At 70.0% G+C, this 17,156-nt stretch carries 14 protein-coding genes; 8 read left to right on the top strand and 6 right to left on the bottom strand.

The features are described from left to right. Together nirB and nirD are read left to right on the top strand one after the other, a co-directional pair. Positions 1-2,526, top strand: a complete 2,526-nt coding sequence (nirB, locus tag Sspor_RS28370; protein ID WP_202201641.1) for a nitrite reductase large subunit NirB — start codon at positions 1-3, stop codon at positions 2,524-2,526. After that, positions 2,523-2,855, top strand: coding sequence for a nitrite reductase small subunit NirD (gene nirD, locus Sspor_RS28365; RefSeq protein ID WP_109778799.1), 333 nt, complete (start codon positions 2,523-2,525; stop codon positions 2,853-2,855). The genes nirB and nirD overlap by 4 nt, the downstream gene beginning before the upstream one ends. A gap of 35 nt (positions 2,856-2,890) precedes the next feature. Here the strand turns inward: nirD and Sspor_RS28360 are convergent, their stop codons facing one another. Beyond that, the gene (locus tag Sspor_RS28360; protein WP_202201640.1) at positions 2,891-3,298 is read right to left on the bottom strand and encodes a VOC family protein; all 408 of its coding nucleotides are present in this window, start codon (positions 3,296-3,298) and stop codon (positions 2,891-2,893) included. Positions 3,299-3,623: 325 nt separating this feature from the next. On the opposite strand from Sspor_RS28360, the gene Sspor_RS28355 reads away from it, so the two are divergent. After that, entirely contained in the window at positions 3,624-4,784 is a 1,161-nt protein-coding gene (locus Sspor_RS28355) for an alkaline phosphatase PhoX (RefSeq protein WP_202201639.1), read from the top strand. A gap of 202 nt (positions 4,785-4,986) precedes the next feature. On the opposite strand, the gene Sspor_RS28350 is transcribed toward Sspor_RS28355, so the two are convergent. From Sspor_RS28350 to dusB, 3 genes are all read right to left on the bottom strand, one after another. Next, positions 4,987-5,985, bottom strand: coding sequence for an ArsR/SmtB family transcription factor (locus Sspor_RS28350; protein ID WP_202201638.1), 999 nt, complete (start codon positions 5,983-5,985; stop codon positions 4,987-4,989). A gap of 384 nt (positions 5,986-6,369) precedes the next feature. Next, complete coding sequence (gene ppdK / locus Sspor_RS28345) at positions 6,370-9,078, bottom strand: pyruvate, phosphate dikinase (protein WP_202201637.1); 2,709 nt, start codon at positions 9,076-9,078, stop codon at positions 6,370-6,372. Between the two features lie 364 nt (positions 9,079-9,442). Continuing rightward, the gene (dusB, locus tag Sspor_RS28340; RefSeq protein ID WP_237404062.1) at positions 9,443-10,585 is read right to left on the bottom strand and encodes a tRNA dihydrouridine synthase DusB; all 1,143 of its coding nucleotides are present in this window, start codon (positions 10,583-10,585) and stop codon (positions 9,443-9,445) included. Between the two features lie 51 nt (positions 10,586-10,636). Between dusB and Sspor_RS28335 the strand changes: the two genes are divergently transcribed. Then, positions 10,637-12,088, top strand: coding sequence for an MFS transporter (locus tag Sspor_RS28335; protein WP_202201636.1), 1,452 nt, complete (start codon positions 10,637-10,639; stop codon positions 12,086-12,088). 54 nt (positions 12,089-12,142) lie between these two features. Here the strand turns inward: Sspor_RS28335 and Sspor_RS28330 are convergent, their stop codons facing one another. Beyond that, positions 12,143-12,598, bottom strand: a complete 456-nt coding sequence (locus tag Sspor_RS28330) for a MarR family winged helix-turn-helix transcriptional regulator (RefSeq protein WP_237404061.1) — start codon at positions 12,596-12,598, stop codon at positions 12,143-12,145. Positions 12,599-12,689: 91 nt separating this feature from the next. Between Sspor_RS28330 and Sspor_RS28325 the strand changes: the two genes are divergently transcribed. From Sspor_RS28325 to Sspor_RS28310, 4 genes are all read left to right on the top strand, one after another. Then, complete coding sequence (locus tag Sspor_RS28325; RefSeq protein ID WP_237404060.1) at positions 12,690-13,034, top strand: DoxX family protein; 345 nt, start codon at positions 12,690-12,692, stop codon at positions 13,032-13,034. A gap of 54 nt (positions 13,035-13,088) precedes the next feature. Then, on the top strand, positions 13,089-14,147 hold the full coding sequence (locus Sspor_RS28320) for an aldo/keto reductase (protein WP_202201633.1): 1,059 nt from the start codon (positions 13,089-13,091) through the stop codon (positions 14,145-14,147). Positions 14,148-14,168: 21 nt separating this feature from the next. Beyond that, on the top strand, positions 14,169-14,762 hold the full coding sequence (locus Sspor_RS28315) for a TetR/AcrR family transcriptional regulator (RefSeq protein ID WP_202201632.1): 594 nt from the start codon (positions 14,169-14,171) through the stop codon (positions 14,760-14,762). A gap of 216 nt (positions 14,763-14,978) precedes the next feature. Continuing rightward, entirely contained in the window at positions 14,979-15,620 is a 642-nt protein-coding gene (locus Sspor_RS28310; RefSeq protein ID WP_237404059.1) for a VC0807 family protein, read from the top strand. A gap of 88 nt (positions 15,621-15,708) precedes the next feature. Here Sspor_RS28310 and Sspor_RS28305 read toward each other — a convergent pair whose 3' ends face one another. After that, positions 15,709-17,091 carry a glycine--tRNA ligase gene (locus Sspor_RS28305; protein WP_202201630.1) on the bottom strand — a complete coding sequence of 461 codons (1,383 nt, stop codon included), beginning with the start codon at positions 17,089-17,091 and terminating at the stop codon, positions 15,709-15,711. Positions 17,092-17,156 lie beyond the last annotated feature (65 nt).

Below are 17,156 nucleotides of genomic sequence, written 5' to 3'. Positions count from 1 at the left end.
ATGACCGAGCCCTTGCCCACGATCGTGCTCATCGGGCACGGCATGGTCGGCCAGCGCTACCTCGAAGCACTCGCCGAGCGCGGGGTCACCGCCACGCACCGGATCACCGTGCTCTGCGAGGAGCCCCGGCCCGCCTACGACCGCGTGCACCTGACCTCGTACTTCTCCGGCAGCACGCCCGAGGACCTGTCCATGACGCCCGTCGGGTTCATGGAGCAGCACGGCATCGCCCTGCACCTCGACGACCCCGCCGAGCACATCGACCGGGCCGCCCGTACCGTCACCTCCCGGTCCGGGCAGGTGTTCCCGTACGACGTCCTGGTGCTGGCCACCGGCAGCTACCCCTTCGTGCCGCCGGTCCCGGGCAAGGACGCCCCCGGCTGCTTCGTCTACCGGACGATCGAGGACCTGCTCGCGATCGAGGAGTACGCCAAGAGCCGCAGCTGCGGCGCGGTCGTCGGCGGCGGCCTGCTCGGCCTGGAGGCCGCCGGCGCCCTCCAGGGGCTGGGCCTGGCCACCCGTATCGTCGAATTCGCGCCGCGTCTGATGCCCGTACAGGTCGACGAGGGCGGCGGCGCGGCCCTGCTGCGCACCATCGAGTCCATGGGGCTGACCGTCCACACCGGTGTCGGCACCCAGGAAGTGGTGGTCGGCGAGGACGGCCACGTCAGCGGAATGCGGCTTTCCGACGGCTCCACCGTCGACACCGACCTCGTCGTCTTCTCCGCCGGTGTCCGCCCCCGCGACCAGCTGGCCCGCGACGCGGGCCTGGACGTCGGCGAGCGCGGCGGCATCGCGGTCGACGCCCGCTGCCGCACCTCCGACGCGCACGTGTACGCCATCGGCGAGTGCGCCCTCGCCGTCGACGGGCGGGTCTACGGGCTGGTCGCCCCCGGCTACGAGATGGCCGAGACGGCCGCCGACGACCTGCTGGGCCGCGAGAAGGAGTTCACCGGGGCCGACCTCTCCACCAAGCTCAAGCTGCTCGGCGTGGACGTGGCCTCCTTCGGCGACGCCCACGGCGCCACCCCGGACAGCCTCGACGTCGTCTGGTCCGACTCCCGCTCCGGGGTCTACAAGAAGCTGGTCGTCTCCCCCGACGGCGTCCTCCTCGGCGGGGTGCTCGTCGGCGACGCGGACTCCTACGGCCTGCTGCGCCCGCTCACCGGCAGCGTTCCGCCCGTGGCTCCCGAGCAGCTGGTACTGCCCGCCGGGGTCGGCGCACCGGTCGCGCTCGGCCCGTCCGCGCTCCCCGACGACGCGGTGATCTGCTCCTGCCACAACGTCACCAAGAAGGCCATCGCCGCCTGCGCCACCCTCCCCGAGGTCAAGAAGTGCACCAAGGCGGGCACCGGCTGCGGCAGCTGCGTCAAGGTGATCGGCCAGCTGCTGCCCGCCGCGACCGACAAGGGACTGTGCGGCTGCTTCCCCTTCACCCGGGCAGAGCTCTACGAGATCGTCCGCACCCGCCGGCTGACCTCGTACGAGGAGATCCTCGACGGCCACGGCCGCCCGGAGGCCCGCGGCGGCGACGGCTGCGAGGTCTGCAAGCCCACCGTCGGCTCGATCATCGCCTCCCTCGCCCCGACCCTCGGCGCGAGCGGCTACGTCCTGGACGGAGGGCAGGCCGCCCTCCAGGACACCAACGACCACTTCCTCGCGAACATGCAGCGCAACGGCTCCTACTCGGTCGTCCCGCGCATCCCCGGCGGGGAGATCACCCCCGACAAGCTGATCGTGATCGGCGAGGTGGCCCGGGACTTCGGCCTCTACACGAAGATCACCGGCGGTCAGCGGATCGACCTCTTCGGCGCGAGCGTGGACCAGCTCCCGCGGATCTGGGCCCGGCTCGTGGAGGCCGGGTTCGAGTCCGGGCACGCCTACGGGAAGGCCCTGCGCACGGTGAAGTCCTGCGTGGGACAGACCTGGTGCCGCTACGGGGTCCAGGACAGCGTCCGGATGGCCATCGACCTGGAGCTGCGCTACCGGGGACTGCGCTCCCCGCACAAGCTCAAGTCGGCGGTGTCCGGCTGTGCCCGCGAGTGCGCGGAGGCGCAGAGCAAGGACTTCGGCGTCATCGCGACCGCGAGTGGCTGGAACCTGTACGTGGGCGGCAACGGCGGGGCCACCCCGCGCCACGCGGACCTGCTGGCCCAGGACCTGTCGGACGCGGAACTGGTCCGGCTGATCGACCGGTTCCTGATGTTCTACATCCGCACCGCCGACCGGCTGGAGCGGACCTCCACCTGGCTGGAGCGGCTGGAGGGAGGCCTGGCCCACCTGCGGGACGTGGTCGTGCACGACTCGCTCGGGCTGTGCGCGGAGCTGGAGGCCCTGATGGCCGACCACGTGGCGCACTACCGGGACGAGTGGGCCGAGACGCTCCAGGACCCGGAGCGGCTGCGCCGGTTCGTGTCCTTCGTCAACGCGCCGGGCGCCCCGGACCCCACCGTGAAGTTCGTCCCCGAGCGCGACCAGGTCAAGCCCGACCTGGCCGTCCTGACCATAGGAGGACCCGTCCGATGACCGTGGAACTGAAGGTGGCGCAGGGCTGGCTGACGGTGTGCGAGCTGTCCGCGCTCATCCCCGGGCGCGGGGTGGCGGCGCTGCTGCCGGACGGGAGCCAGGCCGCGGTGTTCGTCGACCGCGCGGGGCGCCCGTACGCCATCGGCAACCAGGACCCCTTCACCGGGGCGCAGGTGCTCTCGCGCGGGCTGGTGGGGACGGCGGGGGGCCGGCCCTTCGTGGCCTCCCCGCTGCTGAAGCAGCGTTTCGACCTGGAGTCGGGGCGCTGCCTGGACGACGAGGAGACGGCAGTGCGGACCTACCCGGTACGGACCGCCGTGACCTCGTGACCGCGTGACCTCGTGACCGCGGGGTGGGAGCGTGATCAGCCCTGGACCACCGACGGGTCCATCCACATGATCTCCCAGGTGTGACCGTCGAGGTCGTCGAAGGCACGGCCGTACATGACGCCGTGGTCCTGGGCGGGGCGGGGCTCGGTGGCACCGGCCGCCAGGGCCCCGTCCACCAGCTCGTCGACCACGGTGCGGCTCTCGGCGCTCAGGCAGAGCAGCACCTCGGACGTCTTCGTCGCGTCCGCGATCTCCTTGTGGGTGAAGTCCTTGTAGCGGGCCTCCGTCAGGAGCATCGCGACGATGGTGTCGCTGATGACCATCGAGGCGCAGTTCTCGTCGGTGAACTGGGCGTTGAAGGAGTAGCCCAGCTTGCTCCAGAACGCCTTGCTGGCGTCCAGGTCCTTGACCGGCAGGTTGACGAAGATCATGGTGGCGGACATCCGAGGTCTCTTCTCTCGTAGGTGGTTCCCGGTGCTTCCCGGTGCTTCCCGGTGCTTTCGAGAGGTAGACCACGGGGCCCCCGGAAACTCATCGCTCGGAGCGAAGTTTTCTCGAACTTTCTTTCCTGACCTACGAAACCGCAGGTCGGACCGCTGAGCTCGCAGAGGTCGGCGATCCGCGGAAGGCGGGCCTCCAGGTCCACGTCGAGCGGTCGCCCGTGCGTCATGAGGAGTTGGCGCCACGGCAACGGACGTCTCCTAGGTTCCTCGACGCGTGCGACCCGCGTCCGACCGGCCGCGGGGCCTTCCTCCCACAGGAGTGACCGTGGAACGTCGTACCTTCCTGCGCGGCGCAGTGATCGGTTCGTCGGCCGCCGCCTTCGGCGGCACGTTGATGCACGGGGCCGCCTATGCCGCCCCCGCCCAGCCGGGCGCCGGACCGTACGGTGCGCTCGGCGCGGCCGACGCCAACGGCATCATGCTCCCCAGCGGCTTCACCAGCCGGGTCGTCGCCCGCTCGGGCCAGACCGTCGGCGGCACCTCGTACAGCTGGCACAGCGCCCCGGACGGCGGCGCGTGTTACGCCGACGGCTCGGGCTGGATCTACGTGTCCAACTCGGAGATCAACCCCTCCGGCGGGGCGAGCGCGGTGAAGTTCGACTCCTCCGGCACCATCACCGGCGCCTACCGGATCCTCTCCAACACCCGGCAGAACTGCGCGGGCGGCAAGACCCCCTGGAACACCTGGCTGTCCTGCGAGGAGGTCGACCGCGGCTTCGTCTACGAGACCGACCCGTACGGGGTGAACGCGGCCGTGCAGCGCCCGGCGATGGGCCGGTTCAAGCACGAGGCGGCCGCCGCCGACCCGGTGCGCCAGGTCATCTACCTGACCGAGGACGAGACCAGCGGCTGCTTCTACCGCTTCATCCCGGCCACCTGGGGCAACCTCTCCTCCGGCACCCTCCAGGTCCTCAAGGCCGGAACCGCCACCTCCGGCTCCTTCACCTGGCAGAACGTCCCGGACCCGGACGGCTCGCCGACCGCGACCCGCAGCCAGGTCTCGGGCTCGAAGAAGTTCAACGGCGGCGAGGGCTGCCACTACGCCAACGACACCGTCTGGTTCACCACCAAGGGCGACAACCGGGTCTGGCAGCTGAACCTCGCGAACAGCACGTACGAGCTGGCCTACGACGACTCGCTCGTGCCCGGCGGCGCGGCCCCGCTGACCGGCGTCGACAACGTCACCGGATCGTCGTACGGCGACCTGTACATCGCCGAGGACGGCGGCAACATGGAGATCTGCCTGATCACCCCGGACGACGTGGTGGCGCCCTTCCTGCGGATCACCGGCCAGTCCTCCTCCGAGATCACCGGCCCGGCCTTCTCCCCCGCCGGCAACCGGCTCTACTTCTCCAGCCAGCGCGGCACGAGCGGCAGCTCGTCCGGCGGCATCACCTACGAGGTCACGGGCCCCTTCCGCACCTGACCCCCCGCTCTTCCGGCCCCGCCGGCGCTCCCCTCCAGCCCCGCCGGCGTGTGAGGCGCGGGGGCCGGGGGGCGGCGCCCCCCTATTCCAGCCCCGCCGGCGTTTGAGGCGCGGGGGCCCGGGGGCAGCGCCCCCGCAACGGACCGGCACCCGCACGACCGGCCGCACCCCGACGGGTCCAACCCGCCGGGGTACGGCCGCGTCACGAGGCCACGGCCCCACCCCTCAGCAGCGCGGCCCCCAGCGGCGTCACGGTGTGCAGCACCGCGTTCCCCCGCCGCAGCGTGGTCACCAGCCCCGCCTCCCGCATCACGCACGCGTGCTGGCTCGCGGAGGCCAGCGAGACCCCGGCCCGGCGGGCCAGCTCGCTGGTGGTCGCCCCGTCCCCTATGGCCCGCAGCACCACCGACCTCGTGTGCCCCACCAGCTTGCCCAGCGTGCGCTGGCGCTGCTCCTCCACGGGCCGCGCCGACTCGCCTCCCGCCGGCGCCGAGGCCAGCTGCGCCGCCGCCGGATAGACCAGCACCGGCGGCAGCTCCGGATCGTGCAGGGTCACCGCCGTGCGCCGGCAGAAGAAGGACGGCTGGAGCAGCAGCCCGCGCCCCCGCAGCCGTACGTCACGGTCCACCGGATAGTCGCACTCCAGTACCGGAGCCCGCCAGCGCAGCATGGGCGGGAGCGAGTCCAGCAGTTCGTCCGCGCCCCCGTCCAGCAGGGCCCGGCCGCGCGCGGCGCGCTCGGCTTCGATCTGGGCCTGGATATGCGTCCAGTAGGGCTCCACGGCGGCCCGGTGGTACGCGCGGAGTTCGCCCATGAGCCGCGGCAGCTGTTTGTCACCGCCGTCCATGAACTCCCGTAGCCGCGGCGGCATCGGCGCGCCGGCGCCCAGCAGCTGCAGCTCGCGCCGCATGCGCTCGGGACGGATCCCGCGCAGCGCGTCGAGGCCCACGTCCCACCCGTACTGCCCCTCCACAGGGGTCAAGAAATCGGGGAAATAACCACGACTCGGTATGAGCATACCGAGCGTGCGTGTTTCACTATTCAACCTGCTCCGGGTTTCCGTACGCCATTCACCGAACAACCGGGCATCGCGCCGGTCTCTTAAGCGGTGAAAGCTGAGAATCGTTTCCCACAACGCATCGGGACGCCCTGCCATCCGTACGCGTGCCAGGTCCACTCCAGTGAAATGGATACGCAGCACCGAACCCCCACCTGTGCAACCGCAATCCCCCCGCCCCATGAGTATGCACGCCGTCACACGTTGTCACCACGCCCTTTCGGCCACAGTTGAAACCCCTTTCGGCGGGGGCGTGACAACCGAAATCCTGTACTCCGCCGGGCACACTCCGGTGCGACCGAAACGCTCCGCGAAGGCCGTGGGGGGCTTTGCGGGGCCTGGCGGTCGGTCGCACCGGGAAGCGCCGACGTGCCCGGCAGAATGACAGCGGCGGTGGACGGGTGGGGATCCGTCCACCGCCTGCTGGCGTAAAGATTTGTTGAACAACAAAAATAGGCGCGCCCGCCCCCGGGCAGTCAGGGAACCCGGGGACAGGCGCGGTCTATGGGGCCCATGGCGGGCCAGGGGTCAGCGGCTGTCGCTGCCCTTCGCCTCGGCGGCCGCACGGCCGGCCTCAAGACGCGCCACCGGAATCCGGAAGGGCGAGCAGGAGACGTAGTCGAGGCCGACCTCGTGGAAGAAGTGGACCGACTCGGGGTCGCCGCCGTGCTCGCCGCAGACGCCGAGCTTGAGGTCGGGGCGGGTGGCCCGGCCCTGCTCGACCGCGTGGCGCACGAGGGAGCCGACGCCGTCCTTGTCGATGGTCTCGAAGGGCGAGACCCCGAAGATGCCCTTCTCCAGGTAGGCGGTGAAGAAGCTGGCCTCGACGTCGTCGCGGGAGAAGCCCCACACCGTCTGGGTCAGGTCGTTCGTGCCGAAGGAGAAGAACTGCGCGGCCTCGGCGATCTGGGCGGCCGTCAGGGCGGCGCGCGGCAGCTCGATCATGGTGCCGATGGAGAGCTTGAGGGTGGTGCCGGTGGCGGCCTCGACCTCGGCGATGACCTGGTCGGCCTCCTCGCGGACGATCTCCAGCTCCTGGACGGTGCCCACGAGCGGGATCATGATCTCGACGCGGGGGTCGCCCTTGGCGTTCTTGCGCTCGGCCGCGGCCTCGGCGATCGCCCGGACCTGCATGGCGAACAGGCCGGGGATGACCAGGCCCAGGCGGACACCGCGCAGACCCAGCATCGGGTTCTGCTCGTGCAGCTTGTGGACGGCCTGGAGCAGGCGCAGGTCGTTCTCGTTGGCGTCCTTGCGGGACTCGGCGAGGGCGACACGGACCGACAGCTCGGTGATGTCGGGCAGGAACTCGTGCAGCGGCGGGTCGAGCAGGCGGACGGTGACGGGCAGGCCGTCCATCGCCTCGAACAGCTCGATGAAGTCCTTCTTCTGCAGCGGCAGGAGGGCACTGAGTGCCTGCTCGCGCTCGCCGTCGGTGTCGGCGAGGATCAGGCGCTCGACCATCTCGCGGCGCTCACCGAGGAACATGTGCTCGGTGCGGCACAGGCCGATGCCCTGGGCGCCGAAGCGGCGGGCACGCAGCGCGTCCTCGGCGTTGTCGGCGTTGGCGCGCACCCGCAGGCGGCGGACGCGGTCCGCGTAGGCCATGATCCGGTGCACGGCGGCGACGAGCTCGTCGGCGTCGTCGGCGCCGGCGTGCATGCGGCCCTCGAAGTACTCGACGACCGGGGACGGTACGACGGGTACCTCACCGAGGTAGACCTTGCCGGTGGAGCCGTCGATGGAGACGACGTCGCCCTCTTCGATGACCGTCTCGCCGACCGTCATGCGGCGGCGCTTGGTGTCGACGTCGAGCTCCTCGGCGCCGCAGACACAGGTCTTGCCCATGCCGCGGGCGACGACGGCGGCGTGCGAGGTCTTGCCGCCGCGCGAGGTCAGGATTCCCTCGGAGGCGATCATGCCGTCCAGGTCGTCCGGGTTGGTCTCGCGGCGGATCAGGATGACCTTCTCGCCGGAGCGGGACCACTTGACGGCCGTGTACGAGTCGAAGACGGCCTTGCCGACCGCCGCGCCCGGGGAGGCGGCGATGCCGCGGCCGAGCAGGGTGGTCTTCGCGCCCTCGTCGAAGCGCGGGAACATCAGCTGCGCGAGCTGGTGGCCGCTGACCCGCTGGAGGGCCTCGGCCTCGTCGATCAGGCCCTGGTCCACGAGCTGGGTGGCGATGCGGAAGGCGGCGCCGGCGGTGCGCTTGCCGACGCGGGTCTGGAGCATCCACAGCTGGCCGCGCTCGATGGTGAACTCGATGTCGCAGAGATCCTTGTAGTGGGTCTCCAGCGTCGTCATGATCGTCATGAGCTGGTCGTAGGAGGCCTTGTCGATGGTCTCCAGGTCCGCGAGCGGCACGGTGTTGCGGATACCCGCGACGACGTCCTCGCCCTGGGCGTTCTGCAGGTAGTCGCCGTAGACGCCCGCGTGGCCGCTGGCGGGGTCGCGGGTGAAGGCGACGCCGGTGCCGGAGTCGGGGCCGAGGTTGCCGAACACCATGGAGCAGATGTTGACCGCGGTGCCCAGGTCGCTCGGGATGCGCTCCTGGCGGCGGTAGAGCTTGGCGCGGTCGGTGTTCCACGAGTTGAAGACGGCCTCGACGGCGAGGTCGAGCTGCTCGCGGGCGTCCTGCGGGAACTCGCGGCCGGCCTGGTTGGCGACGATCTTCTTGAAGCGGGTGACCAGCTTCTTCAGGTCGGCGGCGTCGAGGTCGGTGTCGACGGTGACCTTCTTGGCGGCCTTGGCCTCGTCGAGGGCGTCCTCGAAGAGCTCGCCGTCGACGTCCAGCACGGTCTTGCCGAACATCTGGATGAGGCGGCGGTACGAGTCCCACGCGAAGCGCTCGTTACCGGCCTGGGAGGCAAGGCCGGTCACGGACTCGTCGGAGAGGCCGATGTTCAGGACGGTGTCCATCATGCCGGGCATCGAGAACTTCGCACCGGAGCGCACGGAGACCAGCAGCGGGTCGTCCGACTGACCGAGCTTCTTGCCCATCTTGGCTTCGAGGGCGGCAAGGTGGGCGCTGACCTCTTCGCGCAGGGCCGCCGGGGCCGAGCCGCTGTCGAGGTAGACCTTGCAGGCCTCGGTGGTGATGGTGAAGCCGGGAGGGACCGGCAGACCCAGGTTGGTCATCTCGGCGAGGTTGGCTCCCTTGCCGCCGAGAAGGTCCTTGAGGTCGCGGTTGCCCTCGGTGAAGTCGTAGACGAACTTCTGATCTTTGTTTTCCGACACGGGTCTCGACTCCTCGAGGCTCGGTGGCTGCCCTGACGGCCAGGAACATACCCAGATCGAAGGCTTCTGGGTACGTCCACTTGGTCGTCATACGGCCGTAACCACCCGTGCGCCAGCAGATCGAAAGTAACTCATGGGTAATCAGAAAGCCGCCGGAGCGTTCACATCCCGAAGGGTGAGGGGGCTCCTGAGGCCTGATCACGCTCGGATGAGCGATCATCGATACATTTGCCTTCAAGTATTGAACGCACAAAGGGTGGCACCCAGTGCCACCCTTTGAAAGTCTTACCCGTGACTTCTGCGCTCATCTGAGCGAAACCCTTCCCATGCGTGGCGTATATCACGCACCACGGAGGGCGATTTGTCAGCCTCCAGAGGTGTCCAGTTCGGCGTCCTCGCTCACACCGGCGCAGTCGTACGGGTCCTTCAGCCAGCCGTCCGGCAGGACAACTCGGTTGTTTCCGGACGTCCGACCGCGAGGCCCGTCCGCACTCTCGGGCCATGCTTGATCCAGATCGAGCTCGCTCAGATGAGCGTTGAGCTCGGCCAGCGACGAGGTGACCGCGAGCTTCTGGCGCATCCCGGAGCCCACCGAGAAGCCCTTGAGGTACCAGGCCACGTGCTTACGGAAGTCGATCACCCCGCGCGCCTCGTCGCCGATCCACTCCCCCAGCAGCTGTGCGTGGCGGTGCATGGTCGTCGCCACCTCGCGCAGGGTGGGCTTGTGGAAGTCCTCGGGGCGCCCCTCGAAGGCCGCCACCAGGTCGTTGAACAGCCACGGCCGCCCCAGGCAGCCGCGCCCCACGACCACGCCGTCGCAGCCGGTCTCGCGGACCATGCGCAGCGCGTCCTCGGCGCACCAGATGTCGCCGTTGCCGAGGACGGGGATCTCCGGCACGTGCTCCTTGAGCCGCGCGATGGCGTCCCAGTCGGCGGTGCCGCCGTAGTGCTGCGCGGTGGTGCGCCCGTGCAGGGCTATGGCGGTGACGCCCTCCTCGACGGCGATGCGGCCCGCGTCGAGGTAGGTGAGGTGGTCGTCGTTGATGCCCTTGCGCATCTTCATGGTGACCGGCAGGTCACCGGCTCCGGCGACGGCCTCGCGCAGGATGGCGCGCAGCAGGTTGCGCTTGTACGGCAGGGCCGAGCCGCCGCCCTTGCGGGTCACCTTGGGGACCGGGCAGCCGAAGTTCAGGTCGATGTGGTCGGCGCGGTCCTCTTCGACGATCATGCGGACCGCCTTGCCGACGGTGGCCGGGTCCACCCCGTACAGCTGAATCGAGCGAGGCTTCTCGGTCTCGTCGAAGTGGATCAGCTGCATGGTCTTCTCGTTGCGCTCGACCAGGGCGCGGGTCGTGATCATCTCGCTCACGAACAGCCCCTTGCCGCCCGAGAACTCCCGGCAGAGGGTACGGAACGGGGCATTGGTGATGCCGGCCATGGGTGCGAGCACCACCGGGGGCTGCACGGTGTGCGGGCCGATCGCGAGAGGCGGGGGGAGCGTGGTCATCCGCCCATTGTCCCGCATGCCGAGGGGGTGGGGGAGACGTAGCATCGGCGCATGATCGAGTCGAGTCCCCGGCAGCGCATGCTCGTCCTCGCGATCTGCTGCATGAGCCTGCTGATCGTCAGCCTCGACAACACCGTGCTCAACGTCGCGCTGCCCTCGATGCGCCGGGACCTGGACGCCTCGGTCTCGGGGCTGCAGTGGAGCATCGACGCCTACACCCTCGTGCTGGCCTCGCTGCTGATGCTCGCGGGCTCCACGGCCGACCGGATCGGGCGCCGGAAGGTGTTCGTGGCCGGTCTGGTGGCATTCACGGGCGGCTCCCTGCTCTGCTCGCTCGCCCCCAGCCTCAACTGGCTCATCGTCTTCCGGATGGTCCAGGCGGTCGGCGGCGCGATGCTCAACCCGGTGGCGATGTCGATCATCACCAACACCTTCACCGATCCCGCGGAGCGGGCCCGGGCCATCGGTGTGTGGGGAGCGGTCGGGGGCGTCTCCATGGCGGCGGGCCCCCTGATCGGCGGGGTGCTGGTGGACTCCGTGGGCTGGCGCTCGATCTTCCTGATCAATCTGCCGATCGGTGTGGCGGCGTTCGCGCTGACCCTGCGGCACATCCAGGAGTCCCGGGCGGCCCGGCCGCGCCGCCCGGACCCGCTGGGGCAGGTGCTGGTCATCGCCCTGCTGGGGAGCCTGACGTACGGGATCATCGAGGCGCCGGCCGCAGGGTGGCGTTCGCCGCTGATCATGGGGTGCGCGGTGGTGGCCTTCGCCGCGTTCGTGGGGCTGCTGATCCACGAGCCCCGGTGCAAGGAGCCGCTGATCGACCTCCGGTTCTTCCGGAGCGCGCCCTTCAGCGGATCGACGGTGATCGCGATCAGCGCCTTCGCCGGGCTGGCCGGGTTCCTCTTCCTGAACACGCTGTACCTCCAGGACGTACGGGGGCTCAGCGCCCTGCACGCCGGGCTCTACATGCTGCCGATGGCCGGCCTGACCGTCCTGTTCGCGCCGCTGGCCGGGCGGCTGGTGGGCAGCCGGGGGCCGCGGATCTGCCTGCTGATCGCGGGTGTGGCGATGGCGTCGAGCGGGTTGCTGTTCGCCCTGTTCGAGGCCGAGACGTCCAATCCGCTCCTGTTCACCGGGTACATGCTGTTCGGGCTGGGCTTCGGCATGGTGAACGCGCCGATCACCAATACGGCGGTGTCCGGGATGCCGCGCTCCCAGGCCGGGGTCGCGGCCGCCATCGCCTCCACCAGCCGGCAGACCGGCGGCACCCTGGGCGTCGCGGTGATCGGCTCGGTGCTGGCGGCCGGGCTGGCGAACGGCTCGGACTTCTCCGGGGCGGCCCAGCCGGCCTGGTGGATCATCACGATCTGCGGGCTGCTCGTCCTGGTCGTGGGCGCGGCGACGAGCGGTGCGTGGGCTCGCGGGACGGCGGAGCGGACCGCCCGCACGCTGGAGGAGGCAGTCGGCACGGCGTCGACGACGACGGGGTCGCCGCGCGGGTAGGCCGTCCGGAGGCGTCCGAGGGGGCGGGCCGTCCGCTCCCCGCGTTCCTGTCGGCTACTCGCCGCAGGCGAAGTCCTCGGCCGAGGTGTTGACCCGGTCGAGGAGGCCGCGCAGGAGCTCGCGCTCGGCGGCCGACAGGCCCGCGAAGATGCCGCTCTCGACCTCGTCGAGGGCGGTGTTCGTCTTGTGGAGGGCCGCGTCACCGGCGTCGGTGATGGCCACGTTGTGGCGGCGGCGGTCGGCCGGGTCCCGGCGGCGTTCGGCCAGGCCCTCGCCCTCCAGGTCGTTCAGGATCCCGACGAGCACGCTCGGGTCCACCTCCAGCCGCTCGGCGAGCGCCCGCTGGCTGATGGGTCCGCCCTCCAGGTGCATCAGTGCCATCGCGTGCCGCGGGGTGAGCCCGGCCGTGCCGAGTGCCCGTTTCATCCGCGTCTGGGTGACCGATCCGTGCCAGGCCAGCAGCAGGCCCAGCCGCTGCGGAGGGTGCGGTCCGTCCTGGTCTGCCGTCATGGTCCACATCGTAACAACCAGGAAATGATTGCACTGAACGGATCGTTGATGCTATTCAATGGTTTCACATCGTCGACCGTTGGAGATTTTCATGTTCCTTGCCTACGCCGTCGTCGGAGGCCTGCTCGCCCTCGTCCTCGCCGCCTCCGCCACCTTCACCCTCCAGCGCAACGAGCAGGTCGTCGCCGGCATCCGGAAGGTCCAGGTGCCGGACTCGTGGCTGCCGGGGCTCGCCGCACTGAAGGCCGCGGGCGCGCTCGGCCTGGTCGCCGGCCTGTGGGTCACTCCGCTCGGCGTGGCCGCGGCAGTCGGCGTGACCCTCTACTTCGTCGGCGCTGTCATCAGCCACCTCCGGGTCAAGGACTACGAGCTGGCACCGGCGGCCGTCCTCGCCCTGGTCGCGGCGGCCGCCCTGGCGCTGCGGATCCTCGCCTGACACTGACGAGTGACAGATATTGAAATCTGTCACTCGTCATGCCATTCTCGTCTTATGACGACGAACGAGAGCACCCACCCGACCGCCGGCCGCCGCACTCTCGGCAGCACCGGCCCCACCGTCTTCCCGCTGGGGCTGGGCTGCATGGGGATGTCCGCCCTCTACGGGGAGGCGGACCGCGCCGAGTCCATCGCGACCATTCACGCCTATCTGGACGCCGCCCCCGACGGCACGCACACGCTGTTGGACACCGGCGACTTCTACGGCATGGGGCACAACGAACTGCTGATCAACGAGGCCCTGCGCACGGCGCCCGCGGAAGCCCGCGAGCGGGCGCTGACCAGCGTCAAGTTCGGTGCGCTGCGCACGGTCGAGGGCGGCTTCACCGGTTACGACGGCCGGCCGGAGGCCGTCAGGAACTTCCTGGCCTACTCGCTCCAGCGGCTCGGCCGGGACCACATCGACATCTACCGGATCGCCCGCGTGGACCCGGACGTACCGATCGAGGAGACCGTCGGGGCCATCGCCGAGGCGGTCGAGGCCGGGCACGTGCGCCACATCGGCCTCTCGGAGGTCGGTGCGGACACCCTGCGCCGGGCCGCCGCCGTGGCCCCGATCTCCGACCTCCAGATCGAGTACTCGCTGATCTCCCGCGGCATCGAGGCCGAGATCCTGCCGGCCGCCCGCGAGCTCGGCATCGGGATCACGGCGTACGGGGTGCTGTCCCGCGGCCTGATCAGCGGCCACTTCACCCGCGACCGCGCGCTGGCCCCGGGCGACTTCCGCGGCATGAGCCCCCGCTTCCAGGGCGACAACCTCGACCGGAACCTCGACCTGGTGGAGGCGCTGCGCAAGGTGGCCGAGGGCAAGGGCGTGAGTGTCGCCCAGACCGCGATCGCCTGGGTGCTCGCGCAGGGGCCCCGGCACGGGGTCGACATCGTGCCGCTGGTGGGCGCCCGGCGCCGGGACCGGCTCGCCGAGGCACTGGGTGCCATGGACGTCTCCCTCGACGCCGCCGACCTGGCAGCCGTCGAGGAGGCCGTCCCGGCGGGCGCGGCGGCCGGGGAGAGGTACCCGGCGGCCCAGATGGCCCACCTCGACAGTGAGCACTGAGCTGACGGTACGGTCGTACCCATGCCTCCCGCTGCTGCCGAGCCCCTGACTCCCGAGCGCATCCTCGCGACCACCGAGGAGGTGCTGCGCCGCTTCGGTCCCACCAAGGCGACCGTGGTGGACGTGGCTCGCGCCCTGGGTGTCAGCCACGGCAGTGTCTACCGGCACTTCCCGTCGAAGGCGGCGCTGCGCGAGGCCGTCACGGACCGCTGGCTCGCCCGGAGCGTGGTCATGCTGGAGGAGATCGCCTCGGCTCCCACCGGGAGCGCCCCCTCCAAGCTGGAGGCGTGGCTGGAGGCCCTCTTCGAGGCCAAGCGCCACAAGGCGGGCGACGATCCGGAGCTGTTCGCCACCTACACCGTGCTGCTCGCCGAGAACAGCGGCGTGGTGGACGCGCACCTGAGTGAACTGATCGACCAGCTGGGCCGCATCATCGCCGAGGGTGTCGCGGCGGGCTCGCTCTCCGCCGAGGACGTGCCGGCGGCGGCTCGCGCGGTCTTCGACGCCACCGGCCGCTTCCACGACCCGCAGTACGCGGCGGACTGGCTCTCGCCGACGATCATCACCGAGTTCGAGGCGGTCACCGCTCTCGTGATCCGGGGCCTGCGCGCCTGACGCGGGGTGACCACCGGCCCTCATCAGTCACTCCGGGCGACTTGATGATCATTTTGGGCGCGTTCCGGTTGTTTGCGCACCGTCGATCTACTTACGGTCCCCCTACCGCACTCCATCAGGCCTGTTCCAGGGGGAACGTTGTCCACTCCAGCAATACAAGACACCCAGCCGGGACCTCCGAAGCGCTCGGGCGCTGCCACCGCCCTCGGCTGGATCGTGACCATCGGGCTCAACGTGGTCGCGCCGATCATCACGTACAACATGCTCAGCGACCACGGCTGGAGCGAGTTCTCCGCGCTGCTGCTCAGCAGCGCCTGGCCGGTGCTCGACAGCGTCGTCAGCCTGGCCTGGCGGCGCAAGCTCGACGAGTTCGCCGTCGTCACCCTGGTGTTCCTGGTGATCACGGCCGTCGTCTCGCTCGCCGGCGCGCACTCGGCCCGCGCCCTGCTCATCAAGGACTCGGGGGTCACCGGGCTGTTCGGGCTGCTCTGCCTGGCGACGCTGCTCGCACCGCGCCCGCTGATGTTCTACTTCGGCCGCAAGTTCGCCACCGACGGCACCCCGGGAAGCACCGCCTGGTGGAACGGCCTGTGGCAGTTCGAGACCTTCCGCACCACCATGAACCGGATGACCCTGGTGTGGGGTCTCGCCTACATCACCGAGGCCCTCGTCCGCGTCTTCCTCGCCTACACGCTGGAGACCAAGACCATGGTGGTGGTCAGCCCGATCATGATCTACGGGGTGCTGGCCGGACTCGGCGTATGGACCGCCCTGTACGGGAAGCGCTCCAAGGCCGAGGGAGAGCGCCTTGCGGCCGAGCGGGAGGCCCGGGAGGCGCGGGAGGCAGCGGCCTCCTGACCCGGTCCGCCGGGTCCGCCCGTACAAAAAGACCGGTGGCCCGGTGCGCTGCGAGCGCACCGGGCCACCGGTCTTCGTACGGCAGGACCTAGCAGCCGAGCAGACGGCTGCCGAGGTAGGCCTGGATCTGGTCCAGGGAGACGCGCTCCTGCTTCATCGTGTCGCGCTCGCGCACGGTCACCGCGTTGTCGTCCAGGGTGTCGAAGTCGACGGTGACGCAGAACGGCGTACCGATCTCGTCCTGGCGGCGGTAGCGGCGGCCGATGGCGCCCGCGTCGTCGAACTCGATGTTCCAGTGCTTGCGCAGGTCGGCGGCGAGGCCCTTGGCCTTCGGCGACAGCTGCGGGTTGCGGGACAGCGGCAGGACGGCGACCTTGATCGGGGCCAGGCGGGGGTCGAAGCGCATCACGGTGCGCTTCTCCATGACGCCCTTGGCGTTCGGGGCCTCGTCCTCGACGTAGGCGTCGAGCATGAAGGCGAGCATGGCGCGGTTGACACCGGCGGCCGGCTCGATGACGTACGGGGTGTAGCGCTCACCCGACTCCTGGTCGAGGTAGGTGAGGTTCTGACCGGACGCGGCCGAGTGGGCCTTGAGGTCGAAGTCGGTGCGGTTGGCGACACCTTCGAGCTCGGAGAACTCGTTGCCACCGAAGTTGAAGCGGTACTCGATGTCGGCGGTGCGCTTCGAGTAGTGGGACAGCTTCTCCTTCGGGTGGTCGTACCAGCGGATGTTCTCCTCGCGGATGCCCAGGTCGCGGTACCAGTTCCACCGCTCCTGCATCCAGTACTCCTGCCACTGCTCGTCCTCGCCCGGCTTGACGAAGAACTCCATCTCCATCTGCTCGAACTCGCGCGTGCGGAAGATGAAGTTGCCCGGCGTGATCTCGTTGCGGAAGGACTTGCCCATCTGCGCGATGCCGAAGGGCGGCTTCTTGCGCGAAGTGGTCTGCACCTGGGCGAAGTTGGTGAAGATGCCCTGGGCGGTCTCGGGGCGCAGGTACGCCTTCGAGCCGGTGTCCTGGGTCGGGCCGAGGTGGGTCTCCAGCATGCCGGAGAACTGCTTGGGCTCGGTGAACTGGCCCTTCACACCACAGTTGGGACAGTTGATGTCGGCAAGACCATTGGCGGGCACACGGCCGTGCTTGGCCTCGTACGCCTCTTCAAGGTGGTCCGCGCGGTGGCGCTTGTGGCAGGAGGTGCACTCGGTCAGCGGGTCCGAGAAGGTGGCGACGTGGCCGGAGGCGACCCAGACCTCGGGGGCCAGGATCACGGAGGAGTCGATACCGACGATGTCCTCACGCCCGGTGACCATCGCCTTCCACCACTGGCGCTTGATGTTCTCCTTGAGCTCGACACCGAGCGGGCCGTAGTCCCAGGCGGCCTTGGAGCCACCGTAGATCTCACTGCACGGGAAAACGAAGCCACGGCGCTTGCTCAGGCTGACGATGGTTTCGATCTTGTCGGCGGCCACGGTGCTCTCTTCATTACGAGGACGAACGGCGAAGTCTTTAGATTACCGGCGCCCGCACCCCCCCT

The sequence above is a fragment of the Streptomyces spororaveus genome (assembly GCF_016755875.1).
GTDB lineage: Bacteria > Actinomycetota > Actinomycetes > Streptomycetales > Streptomycetaceae > Streptomyces > Streptomyces spororaveus.
Note: the sequence above shows the minus strand (reverse complement) of the source record. Positions and strands in the feature narration are given on the sequence as shown.